Here is a 16,337-nt window from a genome sequence, read left to right as displayed (position 1 = left end):
AAAATGAGTGCAAGAAACACAATCATTCTAGCTGCCGGTAAAGGTACTAGAATGAAATCAAAGTTATATAAAGTTTTGCATCGAATTTGCGGAAAATCAATGGTTGATCATGTTTTAACTCAAGTTTCAAAGTTAAATATGGATAACATTGTGACAGTCGTTGGTTTTGGTGCTGAAGATGTTGAAAAAGAACTTGGAAATCGAACTAAGTATGTGGTTCAAAATCAACAGCTAGGTACTGGAGATGCAGTTTTACGTGCCGAAGATTTATTAAAGAATTCTGATGGAACTACTTTAGTAATTAGCGGTGATACACCCTTATTCACGGCAAAAACACTCGAAAAATTGTTTGCTTATCATGCCGATAAACAAGCAACTGCCACTATTTTAACTTCCGTTGCTCCTAATCCAACTGGATATGGTCGAATTGTCAGAAATGATTTAGGAATTGTCGAAAAAATTGTCGAAGAAAAAGATGCCAGTTCAGAAGAACGAAACATTAAAGAAATTAACACAGGGGTTTACGTTTTTAATAACCAAAAATTATTCAAGGCCCTTCACGAAATTAACAATGATAATGCCCAAGGTGAATACTATCTTACGGATGCCATTGAAATCTTAAAACGGAAAGGTGGCATTATTGCTGCTTACCAAATGGATGATTTTGATGAATCAATGGGAGTTAATAACCGAGTTGCTCAAGCAGCCGCTACCAAGGTCATGCAACGTCGGATTAATGAATATCATATGAATAATGGGGTTACAATTGTTAATCCTGATGATACTTATATTGACGTTGATATTGAAATTGGTCCAGATACAATTATTGAACCTGGTGTTCAACTTCAAAAGGGTACTAAAATTGGGCGAGACTGTGTGATTGGAGCTAATTCTAAGATTACCGGTAGTATTATTCATGATGGGGTTACAGTTACTTCTTCAACCATTGAAGATTCTGAAATGATGGATGAATCTAACATTGGACCAAATAGTCACTTACGTCCTCAATCATTGATTGGCAAGCACGTTCATATTGGAAACTTCTGTGAAGTTAAAAAAGCCACGATTGGTGAAGGCACTAAGATTGGTCATTTAACTTATGTTGGGAATGCCACTTTAGGTAAAGATATTAACGTTGGCTGTGGAGTAATCTTTGCTAATTATGATGGTAAAAATAAACATGAAACTAAAGTTGGCGATGACGTCTTTATTGGCAGTAACGCTAACTTAATTGCACCACTTGAAATAGCTGATCATAGCTTTATTGCAGCTGGTTCGACGATTACGGATGATATTCATCAATATGACATGGCTATTGCACGTGAACGGCAAACTAATAAACAAAATTACTATCAAAAATTACCATTTAATGGAGCGGACTAGTTATATTTGCCGAATTACCTTTCGCATAATATAATTAAGTTATTCAAAGAAAAACGTAACGGGGGGAAATTATGGTAACGAAAGCTCAAGATTCAAATTTGAAGATTTTTTCATTGGATTCTAATCGTCCATTAGCTGAAAAAATTGCTAAGCATATGGGTGTACCATTGGGTAAGGTTAATGTTGATCATTTCAGTGATGGCGAAATTAAAATTAACATTGAAGAAAGTGTTCGGGGGAATGATGTTTACATTATTCAATCCACTTCTGCTCCAGTTAACGATAATTTGATGGAATTATTGATTATGGTTGATGCTCTTCGTAGAGCTAGTGCTGCCACAATCAACGTGGTAATTCCTTACTACGGTTATGCACGTCAAGACCGTAAAGCACGTTCACGTGAACCAATTACGGCTAAGTTAGTTGCTGATATGCTTCAAACTGACGGAATTACTCGTGTTGTAGCACTTGATTTACATGCTGCTCAAATTCAAGGATTCTTTGATGTTCCAGTTGACCATTTAATGGGTGCACCATTGTTAGCTGATTACCTTATTCAAAGAGGACTTGATAAAGACGTTGTCGTTGTTTCACCTGATCATGGTGGAGTAACAAGAGCACGTGCTTTAGCTGAGTTCTTAGGCGCTCCAATTGCTATTATTGATAAACGTCGTCCTAAAGCTAACGTGGCACAAATTATGAATATTATTGGTGATGTTAAAGGTAAAACAGCCATCATGATTGATGATATGATTGATACTGCAGGAACCATTACAAAGGGTGCTCAAGCATTAATTGACTCTGGTACTAAAGAAGTGTACGCTTGTTGTACTCATCCAGTGCTTTCTGGTCCTGCAATTCAACGTTTACAAGACTCACCAATCAAAGAAGTGATTGTTACTGATTCTATTCAATTACCAGATGATAAAAAGGTTTCTAAGATTAAACAAATCTCGATTGCTCCTTTAATTAGTGATGCAATTGTCAGAATTGACCAAAATCGGCCAATTAGTCCATTATTCAATTCCCGTTTTGATTATGAAACTGACCAAATTAAGCCTGATAAACAAAAATAAATATAAAAAAAGAGTTATCGCTCAGCTTTGAGTGATAACTCTTTTAATTTACGTTTTATTTGTTGATAAATTTATTGATAGCAAATGCCACACCATCTTCAGAATTGGGTTTAGTGACAAATTGGGCAATGTCTTTGTTTTCTTTAATTCCGTTACCCATGGCAACTCCCAAACCAGCATATTCAATCATACTGTGGTCATTACCTTGATCACCAATTGCCATGACGTTATCGGCCGTTAAACCAAGTTTTTCAGCGAGGTTTTTGAGAGCAGTACCTTTTCCTGCATGACTGTTAACAAATTCTAAGAAGAAGGGCATACTTCTAACAACTTGCATCCGTTGCTTAATTGAATTAGGTAAATTATCCATGGCATATTGAATCTTATCTTCTTCATCAGCGTACATCATTTTGATGATATCGTCTTCACGGGTGATTTCTTCAGGAGTACGGAAGTGAATTGGCAATCTGACCAAGCCAGCTTCAAAGGTACTATATGGACTAATATTACGATTGGTAACGATAATTTCTTTTAATGTTTCAATTTGGAAGTGCACACCCATTTCTCTTGACATCATTTCAATTTGTAAGAAATCTTCGTAGTTAATTCCCATTTTTGAAATTAGCTTACCAGAAACAGTTTCGGTTACTGAACCATTAAAGGCAATCGCGTATTGTTCATCACCTTCGGTTCCTAGTGGTTTTAAATAAGGTCTGATTCCAGAAAGGGGACGACCAGAACAAAGGACCACTTTAATTCCTTTAGCAGCGGCAGCTTTGATTGCATCAATGGTAGCTTGGGCTAATTCATTTTTTTCGTTTAATAAAGTACCATCAATGTCGATGGCAATTAATTTAATATCCATATTATTGGTTCTCCTTGAGATTTATAATCGTATCGTTATTAATGTATCTTTGAAAATTATCGTATATTGGTTTAAATAATTCAACATTAGCGTCAGTTTGAAGCATTTCTTTAGGGAAAAAGAAACGACTATCTCCAACATCTTTTCCAGTAATGGTCCGAACTAAGAGACTAGCCTTTGATAATTCAACTAAGCTTCCATCTTTTTGCATTAATTCAATTTGGGCATTGGGATGCTTACTTTCAGGATTATATACGTCATAAGGCTGGTTATAACTATTATCGGTAGCTGTGTAGTATTCGGGATTAAATCCAGCTGCTTCAATTAACTTTCTTAATTTAGGCAATACATCTTTGGTTTCTTGTGTAAAAATGGCTGATTTAAAGGGTTTTCGATTAACGAACCGATTTGATAAATCAGAAAGGATTGAGTCAGGGGTATCACACCACATTGAGAAATAAGTGTTCAAAACTCCATCATCTAACTTAAGGTAAGTTTCCAAATCACGACTAGGATCGAAGGTACCTTCTAAAAATGGCATCAGCAAGGTTGGATTAAATTTTTCCAACTTAGTTGAACCTTCCGCTAATTCTTTAGCCCGTAACAATAAATGAGCTAAAATGACTTCCATGGAACGTGAGATTGGATGAAAATAGACTTGGAGATACATTTGAAATCTTGAAACAATGTAATATTCAATCGCATGAAGACCACTCATTTTAAAACAAATTCCACCTTGATATGGACGCATTACTTGCAAAATTCGATCCAAATCAAATTTACCGTATTGTACGCCAGTAAAGTAGGAGTCACGTAATAAATAATCCATTCGATCAGCGTCACACTGACTAGAAATCATTTGGACGACTTGCTGGTTATCGTAGGTTTTATTGATGACACTGGCTACTCGATTCGGAAAATCAGGGCCAACTTTACACAATACTTGGTTAACTTCTGTTTCCGGATTGGTAATAATGGCTTGCGTAATTTGTTCATGGTTGGTGTGAAAGATGTGTTCAAAAGTATGCGAGTAAGCCCCATGACCAATGTCGTGAAGTAAACCAGCACATTCTGCTACAATTCGTTCTGAATCATCCCAAAGACCATCTCCAGGCGTCTTAGTGGGATAATTACGTTGAAATTGGTTACAGATTCGACGGACAATTTCATAGACCCCTAAGGAATGAGTAAAACGCGTGTGTTCGGCACCAGGAAAAGTTTGCGAAGTCGTTCCTAATTGATGGATTCTCCTTAATCGCTGAAATTCTTTGGTGTTAATTAAATCCATGATGATTTGGTCTTGAATATAGATATGACTATGAACCGGATCACGGATGACTTTCTCTTGTTCCAAAGGTGTTGAATAATATCCCATAGCGTACCTCCTACATTTGTTAATTATTACTATTATAGCGTAAATAGTAAGCATTAGTCATTTTGGATAGATTAAGATGCAATTTAGTAAAATTGGCGGTAAAATTAAAAGTGATAGCGAGGTAATAAATATGGAAAATGAAAAAAAATATCAAATAATTCATGTCACAGTTGAAACAAAGATTACCCAAGATGGTGAAACAGAAACGCATGATTTTTCTGAAGAAGGTCAACTTGTAGAAATAAATGACTTAATGTATGTTCGTTACCTCGAACATTTAGATCAACAAGAAACACCAGTTACATTCAAAATTACTGACGATAAACATGTTCGTTTAACTAGAAAAGCAGCTAACGACTTGATGCTTGATTTTGTAGAGGGAGAAAAAACGAAAAATCATTACCAAACTCCTTATGGACGTATGGAAATTGGAGCGTTGGCCCAAAAAGTGGATGTTGAGGTTGAACATGGTGCTCCTAAAGGTCATATTTTTGTCGATTATGCTCTTTATTCAAATAACGAAAAAGTAGGAGACTATCAGATTAAATTGCATTTTAGTCTATAAGTTAGTATCATAAGGTATAACGGAAAAAACTAGAAAGGCGTGTTTGATTTGGAACTTAAAAAATTAGATAATGTGGACAAAAACGAATTATCAATGATTGAAGTAGCACATGCAATTCTTGCTGATGAAGGTAAGACAATGCAATTTGCTGATTTAGTTAATGCAATTCAAAAATATACTGGCTTCAGTGATGATGAAATTAAAGCAAAACTAGTTAACTTTTACAGCGATTTAAATGTTGATGGTAGTTTTATTTCACTAGGTGACAACGTTTGGGGATTACGGACTTGGTATCCCTTTGATTCAGTTGATGAAGCAACAATTGGTGAAACTGAAGACGAACCAAAAACTAAGAAACGTCACAAAATTAATGCCTTCTTAGCTGATGCTTCTGATGTCGATGACGTTATTGATTATGATAATGATGATTCTGAAGATGATGATGTTGTTGATTATGATAATGATGATCCTGAAGATGATGATGTTGTTGATTATGATAATGATGATCCTGAAGACAACGATTTTAAAGATGATATTGATGGGGTCGATGACGAAGATGATGATGATTTAGGCGACGGTGAAGAATAAATACTTGACTAATTGATCAGATTCTAATATTATCTTACTTGGGCACTTTACATATCTGTAAAGGCAATCGAGTAAGAAAGCTCTCCGTTCTGCGAATGGGGAGCTTTTTTTAGTTTTATTGTTACGTAACTTTGGATAGGAGTAGCTATTATGACCAAATATATTTTTGTCACAGGTGGAGTGGTTTCTTCACTTGGAAAAGGAATTGTATCTGCATCTTTGGGAAGACTTTTAAAGAATCGTGGCTTGAAAGTTACCATTCAAAAATTTGATCCATACATTAATGTTGATCCAGGAACAATGAATCCTTACCAACATGGAGAAGTTTTCGTTACTAATGATGGGACTGAAACTGATCTTGATTTAGGACATTACGAAAGATTTATTGATAATGATTTAAATAAATATTCAAATGTTACCACTGGTAAGATTTATAAAGAAGTTCTTGAAAAGGAACGTCATGGTGATTATCTTGGGGCAACTGTTCAAGTTATTCCACACATCACCGGAATGATTAAAGAAAAAATGAAACGGGCTGCCAAGACCACTGATTCAGATATTATTATTACTGAAATTGGTGGAACAGTTGGTGATATTGAATCATTACCATTCTTAGAAGCAATACGGGAAATGCGTAAAGATGAAGGTGTCGACAATACTTATTACATTCATACCACTTTGATTCCTTACATCAAGGCTGCCGGTGAAATGAAAACTAAGCCAACCCAACACTCTGTTAAAGAATTACGAAGTGTTGGAATTCAACCAGACATGCTGGTTCTTCGTGCCGAAAAACCAGTAACAGAAGCTATGAAACAAAAAATGGCAATGTTTTGTGATGTTAGTGAAAAAAGTATTATTGAATCATTAGACGCACCAAACCTTTACCAACTTCCACTTAGTTTCCAAGAACAAGGCATGGATACCCAAGTCTTAGACCATTTTGGAATCAAAGCTCCAAAAGCTGATATGACTGAATGGAGAACATTAGAAAATCATATTCGTAATCTAAAAGGTGACGTTAACATTGCTTTGATTGGTAAATATGTGAAGTTGAAAGATGCTTACATTTCCGTTGATGAAGCACTACGCCATGCCGGCTATGCTGATGATACCAATGTTCATATTACAAATATTGATGCAGAAGAGATTAATGACGAAAATGTAGTTGAAAAACTAAAAGGTTTTGACGGATTAATTGTACCCGGTGGATTTGGTAGCCGTGGAGTTGAAGGAATGATTACTTCAATTCGCTACGCCCGTGAAAATGATGTACCATTCTTTGGAATTTGTTTAGGAATGCAAGTTACTACGATTGAATATGCACGTGATGTGCTAGGTTGGAAAGATGCTAACTCAACTGAGTTTGTAAACGATACTAAACATAATGTGATTGATTTAATGGCTGATCAAAATGATGTAACTAGCATGGGTGGAACCCAACGTTTAGGTGCATATCCTGCTAAATTGAAACCTGGAACAGCCACAGCAGCTGCTTATGATAACAAAAAAGAAATTTCAGAACGTCATCGTCACCGTTATGAATTTAATAACAAGTTCAGAAAAGATCTTGAAGATGCTGGCCTAGTAATCTCAGGAACTTCTCCTGATGATCGTTTAGTTGAAATTGTGGAAGTACCAAATAAGCGCTTTTTCATTGCTGCCCAATATCATCCAGAGTTCCTATCACGTCCAAATCGTCCTGAAGGATTATTTAAAGCGTTCATTACTGCTGCCGACAAGTATCATAAAGAACAGGTAAAATAATTCATAAATAATTATTAATTCTTATGATTTTCATTAGATTCCTATTGTAATGTTTGCTATTTTTAACTATGATTAATAATGTTGCACAAAGTGAGAATAGTGAAGAGGAAAATATAATATGAGTATGATGAAAATACACGGTAATCATCGACTCATGGGAGAAGTTACGATTTGTGGTGCAAAGAATAGCACAGTTGCTTTAATTCCAGCTACAATTCTTTCCGACACTCCTGTTGAGTTCGATAAGGTCCCTGATATTTTAGATGTTCACAATTTAATGCTAATCTTGCAGTCAATGAACGTTCCATCTGAATTTAGTGACGGAATATTCAAAGTTAATCCAACTAATATAAAAGAAAGTCGGCTTCCTAGTGAAGCGATTAAAAAACTAAGAGCCTCTTATTATTTTATGGGGGCATTATTAGGTAGGTTTCATCGGGCAATTGTTAGTTTTCCAGGTGGAGATAATATTGGTCCACGACCAATTGATCAACATATTCGTGCTTTTGAAGCATTAGGAGCTGATGTCACTGAAGATGGTGATACAGTTTATATTGATGCGACTAAGCATGGTTTAAAGGGTGGAATTATCGATTTTGAAATGGTTTCGGTCGGCGCAACTATCAATGCAATTCTAGCTGCTACTAAAGCAGATGGAGTTACTGAGATTCATAATGTTGCTAAAGAACCAGAAATTGTAGATATTGTTTCATTTTTAAATAGTATGGGAGCTAAAATTACAGGTGCTGGAACGGATGATATTAGGATTGAAGGAGTAAAATCTCTTTCTGCTACTGAAATTCATACCGTTATTCCAGACCGCATTGAAGCGGGGACTTATTTAGCGTTAGCTGCTGCAATTGGTGACGGAATTTTAGTTAAAAACGTAATTCCAGAACATCTAAAACCATTTACAGAAAAATTAACTGAAATGGGTTTAAAACTAGAAATTAATGATGATAGTATTTTTGTTCCAGAAAGTGGGAATATTCACGGGGTTCAGATTACAACTGAACCATTTCCGGGATTTGCAACGGACTGGCAACAACCAATTATACCATTATTGTTTAATGCGGATAGCGATAGTGTTATTACTGATACTATTTATCCAAAAAGAAAAAAGCACATTCATGAATTAAAAAAGATGGGTGCTATTATTAAGGTGACTGATAATAATCAAATTATAATTAGTCCCAGTCGAGATTTACATGGAGCTATTGTTTCTGCTGGAGAGATTCGAGCAGGGGCAGCACTCTTAATTGCCGGTTTAATGGCAAATGGAGAAACATTAATTACTCATGCTGATCATATTCTACGTGGATATGATAACGTAGTTGAAAAGTTAGCTGGGTTAAATGCTAATGTTGAATTACTTGAAGGAAATGTACCAAGTGCTTCTGAAGCATAGTTTTTGGTATTGCAACAATTTCTTTTTAGTGGTAAACTACAAAAGTTGAATATTTATAAATCAATCTCTGGATTTTATAAGTTCAGGGCAAAAGGAGCGTAATATTATGAAAAAAGGAATTCATCCAGATTTTCACCAAGTAGTATTCCAAGATTCAAGTACTGGCTTTAAGTTCATTACTGGTTCTACTGCTACTTCTGAAGATACAATTACTATGGAAGACGGTAACACTTATCCATTGATTCGTGTTGAAATTTCATCAGATTCACACCCATTCTACACTGGTAAACAAAAATCAGCTCAAGCAGATGGTGCTGTTGATCGTTTCAACAAGAGATATGGTCTCAACAAATAATTTTAAGCAAACTAAAAGACTTAACCAATTGGTTAAGTCTTTTTTTGTTCAGTTTTAGTTAGACTATTCTGTGGAATTTTCGCTATGGTTGATTTTAGTTTTGGGCAAATCCAAATCTCCACCAGCAGTATCAATCTTACTTTTATTAATCTTAGAATTTTTAATTTCAACATCGCCACTGTCGCTGTTAATTATAACTTGATTGTATTTCGTGGCTTTTTGATTGTTAATTTTAACATTTCCAGAATCACTGTTAAGCTTAAGTGTTTTAGCAATCAAGTTACTAATAAAGATATCACCACTTTCAGAGTTTGCTTGCATCGAATTGAATTGAGAATTACTAATTTTAACATCTCCTGATTCACTAGATAGATAATTATCATTTTCTACTTTAACTTGATCTATGTTAATGTCTCCACTTTCTGATTTGATTGTTAAATTCTTTGAATTAGTTTTAGTCAATTTGACGTCACCACTGTGACTAGCAATCAACAATTTTTTAATTGCTGCATCGGTTTGAACATCAGCCGCTTTAGATTTAATTTTTAAATCAGTAAGTTTCAAGTTTGAAGGAATTGTCACAGTGACAACAGACTTGGGCTGTTTAGAATTAATTTGAATTCCCCAAAGATGTTTTTTATGAGGATAAGAAACTTTAAGCTTGCCATTTTGATTAGTAATGGTCGTTTTTTTAAGATTTGGAAATTTAGATTGAACTTGGAACTCACTCCCAGTTTTTAAAATTACTTTAGTCGGAGCATCAATTATGAGATGTTGGACCTTGTCAGTATTTTTAACAGTTTGTTTTTTTGTATCAGCATTAACTTTGCTGTTTAAACAAATAATTAAACAACTAGCTATTGTGATACCTGTTACTAATTGTATTGTTTTCTTAAGCGTTAAAATTAATCCTCTCTTTTTAATTATGGTTTTAACTTATCATCATTTTTGACTCATCACAAGTTAGAAAATAAAAAGGCCGTCTTCAGTAGGATGTGAACTGAAGACGGTCTTCTAATTTTATTTATGCTCTAGCTTTACTAAGCGTTTTTGTTTCACTTAAAACCAACATTAGGTTAATTAAAACTAATACTGATGTTGAAATAAAGACACCGGAGTAACCAAAGACAGATGATACAATTGAACCAATCATTGGTCCAGTAAAATTACCAACAGCTTGAAAACTTTGATTCCAACTAAAAATTCGTCCAGTAACTTGTACTGGCGTATTTTTGGCAATAATCGCTTGTACCGCTGGAAGCATACAAGCATTAGATATTCCAAGTAAGAATCTTAGTCCCATTAGTTCCCAAACATTAGTAACAAATGCCATCGGAATGTAAAGTATGATTGCCAGAATGAATCCAAAAATCATGATTTTTTCGGTTCCAATTTTATCACCTAATGCTCCAAATCTAGGAGCAGCTATTAGGGTCGAGATCCCAGGTACGGCTGCAACAATCCCACTAAAAAAAGTAACTGAAGGACTATTGTTCATGATTTGACGTACGTAGAGTGACAAAATGGGGGAAATTGAATAGTTAGAAGCTTGAATAATCATTGTAGTAATAAACATTCCAAAAATTAATTTAGGGCGGGTTAAAACTTTAATCACTTGCTTAGTATGTAAGTTCTTTTCTTTCGTAACAGGGGTGAATTTTTCCTTTACGAAAAAAATAGTAATTAAGAAGACTAAAAACATTAAGGTACCGGTGATGAAAAAAGTAACGCGATAACTGAAAATTGAGGCTAAAATTCCGCCTGCAAATGGTCCAAGTAATGAACCAGAAACACCGCCAGTCGATAAAATTCCAAGTGCTTTTCCACTTTCTCTTTTAGGAACTTGAATTGCCAAAAGCGCATTTGAATTAGGAAAGTAACCAGAAAAAATTCCTTGGATAAATCTAAGCGCAATTAATTGCCATACACTTGTGCTAAAACCCATTAAGAGGACGACAACTGACATGACAAATGATGCACGAAGCAACATAACCCGTCGGCCATAACGATCAGCTAAGCTTCCCCAAATAGGAGAAACCACCGCAGCTGCCATGAAAGAAGCAGAAAAGGCTAGTCCACTGTATAAATTAAGTTGGATTTGAGTGTATTTTCCAAGTGTATCGATGTAAAGTGAAAGAAACGGCATCATTCCACTAAAGCCCATTGAAGTTAAAAACAAACCAAACCAGAGCGCAATTAAGTTACGGTGCCAAATTGATTTTGGAACCTGTTCTGGTTCGTTGGTACTAGGTTTTTCCATTAATTATCCTTCCTTTCTTATTTTTTCCATTTTTTTCAACCAAAGTGGTAATGATTGATTTAACATTTGGTAGGTTTTATCAAATCGATGTGTATACCAGGGATCAACGATACTGGTACCTTTCTGACCTGGTACAATGTCCATACATAAGTGAAGTTTGGATAGATCTCTATTAGGAATTATTTGTTTTAAGTCTGCAAGATTACTTTCATCCATTGTAATGATGTAATCAGCATTGGAAATATCAGCAGCAGTAATTGGCCGTGAATAGTGGCCATTGTAATTTAATTGGTGTCGATCCATTTCTGCTTGGGCGCCAGGATGAGGTGGATTTCCTAATTCCTCGCTACTTGTTGCTACAGAATTAATCTGATAATAATCTGCGATTCCCTTTTCACTTGTCATTTTTTTGAACATTGATTCTGCCATGGGAGAACGACAAATATTTCCCAGACAAACGAATAGAACCTTTGTTTTAGTCATATTTAACCTCCATGTCGAAAATTCCAATATTACTATCATAGCAATTACTGAATTCTTTAGCACGCATTTGAAACTTGAAAAATAAAATTATTCAATAAAGATTAAATTTTTCTATACTATCTCTGTAATTAAGCTAATATCATAGTATAATTAATCCAATTGATGTTTTAAAAGGTGGTGGGTAAATGTTAACAAACTTAATTTATTTAAAGGTGAGTCCTATTGATCGTTTTGCGATTACTTGGGGCATTTCTGCTGGTGATTATATTAATGGAATTAGCAAAATACCACAAAATATTATTATGATTAATGATGATGTTGACAGCTCAAATAGTTTTAATGTTCATTCTAATTTTCCAACCATTACCGGTCAAAGCCAGGTTCGAGATTATGTGATTCGCGGTTATAAAACCGGAAAAGTTCCGAAATGGATGGATTATAAAACTAAAGATGGTTTAGATTCATTGAGTGATGATGAAATTGCAGATTTATTATATTTAGCTCATATGGATGTTCCCCGTAAGCGCAATCCATTTTCTGTTAAATTGGGAAATGAATTTGTTTATTTAGGCGGCACCAATGGCTTTAATAGGTTTTATTTTCGGAGTTTTCAAGAACTAAATCATATCTTAGAATTAAGTATTAAAAGACATTTACGCCATCAACGAAATAATAAACGAATTTTTGCTCGGCCAATTCAAATGAAAGATATTGATCCTGAAATTCTTCATGATCTCTTACACTTTAGTGTAGAGGGAATGATTATTGCATTTGAATTAGGACAAGAAGTGAAGCGACAAGTTAAAATGCCATTATTTAGAGTTGCTAAAACGCAAACTAAGGTGATTTGGGGAAGCGAAGGGCAGTTGTTAGCCAATGCAAATCAGGTGGGAATGTTAACTTATAATACTTTAAGTAATAAATGGTCAATTGATTTGAAAGTTAAGTTTGAACAAGATTTGAATGATCTTTAGAGTGGAGGCGGATTAGAATGAATTAATCCGTTTTTTATTTTGTTGTATAATTAGTAGATGATTTTGTAAATTAAAAGTGGGAGTCAAATTTATGAAGATGAAACTTGAAGAAATCGCTAAAGCTGTTAACGGAACGATTAGTAATAATGCAAATGACATTGAAATCACCAGTGTTGGTTTTGATAGTCGTAAGTTGGAGCCTGATTCACTATTCATTCCTTTAGCAGGAGAACACGATGGTCATGATTATATTCAAAGTGCCATTGATCATGGGGCAGTTGGAACATTTTGGAAAGCTGATCATGCTAACCAGGCACCAGATGATTTTCCAGTAATCTTAGTTTCCAATCCATTACAAGCTCTCCAAACTTTGGCTAAGTATTACCTTACAAAGATTAATCCGCACGTTGTAGCCATTACCGGTAGTAATGGAAAAACTACAACGAAAGATCTAATTGCTTCAGTTTTAGAAACTAATTTTAATGTTGCTAAAACACAAGGAAACTTTAACAATGAGATTGGAGTTCCGGTTACAATTTTATCCATGAATTCTAATACTGAAGTTTTAGTAGTTGAAATGGGAATGGATCGTCCAGGACAATTACACGAGCTTAGTACACTTGTTAGCCCTGATGTTGCTGTTATTACCATGATTGGGGAAGCACATATTGAATTTTTTAAAACACGTGATCGGATTGCTGATGCTAAATTAGAGATTATTGATGGGTTACGTGAAGATGGAGAATTTGTTTTTAATGGAGATGAACCACTTTTAGTTGATCGGGCTAATAAATTAAAGGTCAATAAAAAAACGTTTGGTAAATTAACAACTAATAATATTTATCCAATTAAGATAATTGACGGTGATAATACAACCAAATTTACTACTAATGTTTGGGATGGGTTAGAATTTACTATTAATTTATTGGGTGAATATAATGTGTTCAATGCTTTAGCAGCTTTGGAGGTTGGTCGTTTATTCGAAATCAAGTCTCAGAACATGCAACTTGGATTAGAACATGCAAACTTAACTAAGAACCGGACAGAATGGATTAAAGGTAACCAAGGTGAGATGATTTTAAGTGATGTTTATAATTCTAATCCATCAGCTGTCAAAGCAGTTTTAAAAGCTTTTGAGAATACTCATGTGATGGGGAAACGGATAGTTGTTTTAGGAGATATGCTAGAACTTGGTGATCAGTCTAAAGAAATGCACGCAGGTTTGGCAGATGATCTAGATCCTGATCAAATTGCTGATGTTTTTTTAATCGGTGATGATATGCAAGCATTATCTGACGCTTTAAATAGTAAGTATCAAAGTGGAGTTAATTTGTTTTACTATAAAATTAGCGAAATGGACGTAATGATTGAAAAATTAAAAGCAATGATTCAACCTAGTGACGAAGTTTTATTAAAAGCTAGTCATGGAATACATTTAGAAAAAGTATTAGATGCATTAGAGTAGTTGACACGCTCAGTGTTTGCTTAATTTTGTAAAATATGCTATCATAGGATAGCTATATTAGAAGTATTAGAGAGAAATAAAGTGTAATCAAACAAGTTGCGCTTCAAGGGAAACGGATTTTTTCTGAGCAATTTGTTGTATTTACGGTGATGTTTCAATAGGAGGAACACATTTGAATTTTAAAGATTTAGGACTATCAGATAGTCTATTAAAAGCCGTAGCAGATAACGGCTATGCAGAACCAACTGCTATCCAAACAGAAACAATTCCATTGACCCTTAAAGGTGAAGATGTGATTGGACAAGCACAAACTGGTACTGGAAAAACTGCTGCATTTGCATTACCAATTCTACAAGGAATTGACGTTAATGACCCAAATGTACAAGCATTAGTAATTTCACCAACTCGTGAATTAGCGATTCAAACTCAAAAAGAAATTCAAAAGTTGGGTCGTGGCGAAGGTGCCCGTGCACAAGTTGTTTACGGTGGCTCAGACATTCGTAAACAAATTTACGATTTAAAGAAGAAACCACAAATTGTTGTTGGAACTCCTGGTCGTTTACTTGATCACATTAAACGTCGTACTCTTAAACTAGAACATGTAAAATTCTTAGTTTTAGATGAAGCAGATGAAATGTTAAACATGGGATTCTTAGAAGATATCGAAAGTATCATCAAGAACACCCCCTCAGATCGTCAAACAATGTTATTCTCAGCTACTATGCCTGATCCAATCAAGCGAGTTGGGGTACAATTTATGACTGATCCTAAACAAATTAAAGTTAAATCTAAAGAATTAACAACTGATTTAGTTGATCAATATTACGTAAAAGTTAAAGATAACGAAAAATTTGAAACAATGACTCGTTTATTCGATGTTGAACAACCCAAAGTAACCATTGTTTTCTGTCGGACTAAACGTCGTGTTGATGAAGTTGCTAAAGGTTTGATTGCTCGCGGTTACAAAGCTGCTGGTCTTCATGGTGATTTAACTCAAAGTCGTCGTACTCAAATTATGAACGAATTTAAACGTGATCAAATCAATTATCTTGTTGCAACTGATGTTGCTGCTCGTGGAATTGATGTTTCAGGTGTTACCCATGTTTATAACTTTGATATTCCTCAAGACCCAGAAAGTTATGTTCATCGTATTGGACGTACTGGTCGTGCCGGACATCATGGTACTTCAGTAACCTTTGTAACTCCAAACGAAATGAGCTACCTTCGTTTAGTTGAAAAACTTACTAAGGTTCGGATGTTACCATTAAAGCCACCTACTGAAGATGAAGCTTTAGCTGGTCAAATGAAATTTGCCATTGAAGATGTTGATAAGTTGGTTAAACGGACTAATACCGAAAAATATGAAGACGTTGCAAATACATTGCTAGAAAATCATGAAGCAATTGATTTAGTAGCTGCTTTGTTAAACGAAATGTCACGTGATCAAGTTAAGGTTCATATCACTCCAGAACGTCCACTTAAAGGACATGGTGGTGGTCGTGGCCGTAGTCGCGGAGGATACCGTGGTAACAACAGTCATAGCCGTGGTGGATATCGTGGTAGTCGCGATAACAATAGTCGTGGTGGACATGATCGTCGTAACAGCTCTGGTCGTAGTAACAAATTCGTAATTAAAAATAAACATTAATTAGTTTAAATTAATATGTTTAAAAAGTGATTGAATTCTATTCGAGTTCAATCGCTTTTTTGTATAATTTTATAAATTAAAATTTGGGGGGTTGTTTTTAAATTGTAAAGTCAAAGCTTTTTTAA

At 34.9% G+C, this 16,337-nt stretch carries 15 protein-coding genes; 10 read left to right on the top strand and 5 right to left on the bottom strand.

Annotated elements, in window-relative coordinates:
- Positions 1–3 precede the first annotated feature (3 nt).
- Together glmU and FD36_RS03460 are read left to right on the top strand one after the other, a co-directional pair.
- Complete coding sequence (glmU, locus tag FD36_RS03465) at positions 4–1,383, top strand: bifunctional UDP-N-acetylglucosamine diphosphorylase/glucosamine-1-phosphate N-acetyltransferase GlmU (protein WP_056958004.1); 1,380 nt, start codon at positions 4–6, stop codon at positions 1,381–1,383.
- A gap of 71 nt (positions 1,384–1,454) precedes the next feature.
- Entirely contained in the window at positions 1,455–2,459 is a 1,005-nt protein-coding gene (locus tag FD36_RS03460) for a ribose-phosphate diphosphokinase (RefSeq protein ID WP_056958002.1), read from the top strand.
- 55 nt (positions 2,460–2,514) lie between these two features.
- Here the strand turns inward: FD36_RS03460 and yidA are convergent, their stop codons facing one another.
- Both yidA and FD36_RS03450 read right to left on the bottom strand, forming a co-directional pair.
- Entirely contained in the window at positions 2,515–3,324 is an 810-nt protein-coding gene (gene yidA, locus FD36_RS03455) for a sugar-phosphatase (RefSeq protein WP_056958000.1), read from the bottom strand.
- Between the two features lies 1 nt (position 3,325).
- Complete coding sequence (locus FD36_RS03450) at positions 3,326–4,699, bottom strand: HD domain-containing protein (protein ID WP_056957998.1); 1,374 nt, start codon at positions 4,697–4,699, stop codon at positions 3,326–3,328.
- Positions 4,700–4,829: 130 nt separating this feature from the next.
- Between FD36_RS03450 and FD36_RS03445 the strand changes: the two genes are divergently transcribed.
- From FD36_RS03445 to FD36_RS03425, 5 genes are all read left to right on the top strand, one after another.
- Positions 4,830–5,264, top strand: a complete 435-nt coding sequence (locus tag FD36_RS03445; protein ID WP_014081715.1) for a YwiB family protein — start codon at positions 4,830–4,832, stop codon at positions 5,262–5,264.
- Between the two features lie 48 nt (positions 5,265–5,312).
- Positions 5,313–5,852 (top strand): DNA-directed RNA polymerase subunit delta, encoded by a 540-nt coding sequence (rpoE, locus tag FD36_RS03440; RefSeq protein ID WP_056957996.1) that lies wholly within the window; start codon positions 5,313–5,315, stop codon positions 5,850–5,852.
- 150 nt (positions 5,853–6,002) lie between these two features.
- The gene (locus FD36_RS03435) at positions 6,003–7,619 is read left to right on the top strand and encodes a CTP synthase (protein WP_056957994.1); all 1,617 of its coding nucleotides are present in this window, start codon (positions 6,003–6,005) and stop codon (positions 7,617–7,619) included.
- 118 nt (positions 7,620–7,737) lie between these two features.
- Positions 7,738–9,027, top strand: coding sequence for a UDP-N-acetylglucosamine 1-carboxyvinyltransferase (locus tag FD36_RS03430; RefSeq protein ID WP_056957992.1), 1,290 nt, complete (start codon positions 7,738–7,740; stop codon positions 9,025–9,027).
- 106 nt (positions 9,028–9,133) lie between these two features.
- On the top strand, positions 9,134–9,382 hold the full coding sequence (locus FD36_RS03425; protein ID WP_041817614.1) for a type B 50S ribosomal protein L31: 249 nt from the start codon (positions 9,134–9,136) through the stop codon (positions 9,380–9,382).
- Positions 9,383–9,445: 63 nt separating this feature from the next.
- On the opposite strand, the gene FD36_RS06480 is transcribed toward FD36_RS03425, so the two are convergent.
- The 3 genes from FD36_RS06480 to FD36_RS03410 all read right to left on the bottom strand — a co-directional run bounded on the left by FD36_RS06480 (position 9,446) and on the right by FD36_RS03410 (position 12,125).
- On the bottom strand, positions 9,446–10,126 hold the full coding sequence (locus tag FD36_RS06480; RefSeq protein WP_225361240.1) for a DUF4097 family beta strand repeat-containing protein: 681 nt from the start codon (positions 10,124–10,126) through the stop codon (positions 9,446–9,448).
- Positions 10,127–10,406: 280 nt separating this feature from the next.
- Positions 10,407–11,642 carry a multidrug efflux MFS transporter gene (locus FD36_RS03415; protein ID WP_056957988.1) on the bottom strand — a complete coding sequence of 412 codons (1,236 nt, stop codon included), beginning with the start codon at positions 11,640–11,642 and terminating at the stop codon, positions 10,407–10,409.
- A gap of 3 nt (positions 11,643–11,645) precedes the next feature.
- Positions 11,646–12,125 (bottom strand): low molecular weight protein-tyrosine-phosphatase, encoded by a 480-nt coding sequence (locus FD36_RS03410; RefSeq protein ID WP_041817616.1) that lies wholly within the window; start codon positions 12,123–12,125, stop codon positions 11,646–11,648.
- 185 nt (positions 12,126–12,310) lie between these two features.
- On the opposite strand from FD36_RS03410, the gene FD36_RS03405 reads away from it, so the two are divergent.
- The 3 genes from FD36_RS03405 to cshA all read left to right on the top strand — a co-directional run bounded on the left by FD36_RS03405 (position 12,311) and on the right by cshA (position 16,212).
- The gene (locus FD36_RS03405) at positions 12,311–13,099 is read left to right on the top strand and encodes a hypothetical protein (RefSeq protein ID WP_056957985.1); all 789 of its coding nucleotides are present in this window, start codon (positions 12,311–12,313) and stop codon (positions 13,097–13,099) included.
- A gap of 91 nt (positions 13,100–13,190) precedes the next feature.
- The gene (locus FD36_RS03400) at positions 13,191–14,564 is read left to right on the top strand and encodes a UDP-N-acetylmuramoyl-tripeptide--D-alanyl-D-alanine ligase (RefSeq protein ID WP_056957983.1); all 1,374 of its coding nucleotides are present in this window, start codon (positions 13,191–13,193) and stop codon (positions 14,562–14,564) included.
- 172 nt (positions 14,565–14,736) lie between these two features.
- Positions 14,737–16,212: a degradosome RNA helicase CshA gene (gene cshA / locus FD36_RS03395; protein ID WP_056957981.1), complete on the top strand. Its 1,476-nt coding sequence runs from the start codon at positions 14,737–14,739 to the stop codon at positions 16,210–16,212.
- Positions 16,213–16,337 lie beyond the last annotated feature (125 nt).

It is taken from the genome of Fructilactobacillus sanfranciscensis DSM 20451, from assembly GCF_001436035.1.
Classification (GTDB): domain Bacteria; phylum Bacillota; class Bacilli; order Lactobacillales; family Lactobacillaceae; genus Fructilactobacillus; species Fructilactobacillus sanfranciscensis.
The sequence above is the reverse complement of the archived record's forward strand: the minus strand, read 5'-3'. Positions and strand labels throughout refer to the sequence as shown.

Coding starts and splice junctions, on each gene's coding strand:
- FD36_RS03450 (WP_056957998.1), bottom strand. CDS start 4,699: ATGGGATATTATTCAACACCTTTGGAACAAGAGAAAGTCATCCGTGAT.
- FD36_RS03435 (WP_056957994.1), top strand. CDS start 6,003: ATGACCAAATATATTTTTGTCACAGGTGGAGTGGTTTCTTCACTTGGA.
- FD36_RS03430 (WP_056957992.1), top strand. CDS start 7,738: ATGAGTATGATGAAAATACACGGTAATCATCGACTCATGGGAGAAGTT.
- FD36_RS03460 (WP_056958002.1), top strand. CDS start 1,455: ATGGTAACGAAAGCTCAAGATTCAAATTTGAAGATTTTTTCATTGGAT.
- FD36_RS03400 (WP_056957983.1), top strand. CDS start 13,191: ATGAAGATGAAACTTGAAGAAATCGCTAAAGCTGTTAACGGAACGATT.
- glmU (WP_056958004.1), top strand. CDS start 4: ATGAGTGCAAGAAACACAATCATTCTAGCTGCCGGTAAAGGTACTAGA.
- FD36_RS03445 (WP_014081715.1), top strand. CDS start 4,830: ATGGAAAATGAAAAAAAATATCAAATAATTCATGTCACAGTTGAAACA.
- FD36_RS03410 (WP_041817616.1), bottom strand. CDS start 12,125: ATGACTAAAACAAAGGTTCTATTCGTTTGTCTGGGAAATATTTGTCGT.
- FD36_RS03415 (WP_056957988.1), bottom strand. CDS start 11,642: ATGGAAAAACCTAGTACCAACGAACCAGAACAGGTTCCAAAATCAATT.
- FD36_RS03405 (WP_056957985.1), top strand. CDS start 12,311: ATGTTAACAAACTTAATTTATTTAAAGGTGAGTCCTATTGATCGTTTT.
- yidA (WP_056958000.1), bottom strand. CDS start 3,324: ATGGATATTAAATTAATTGCCATCGACATTGATGGTACTTTATTAAAC.
- FD36_RS03425 (WP_041817614.1), top strand. CDS start 9,134: ATGAAAAAAGGAATTCATCCAGATTTTCACCAAGTAGTATTCCAAGAT.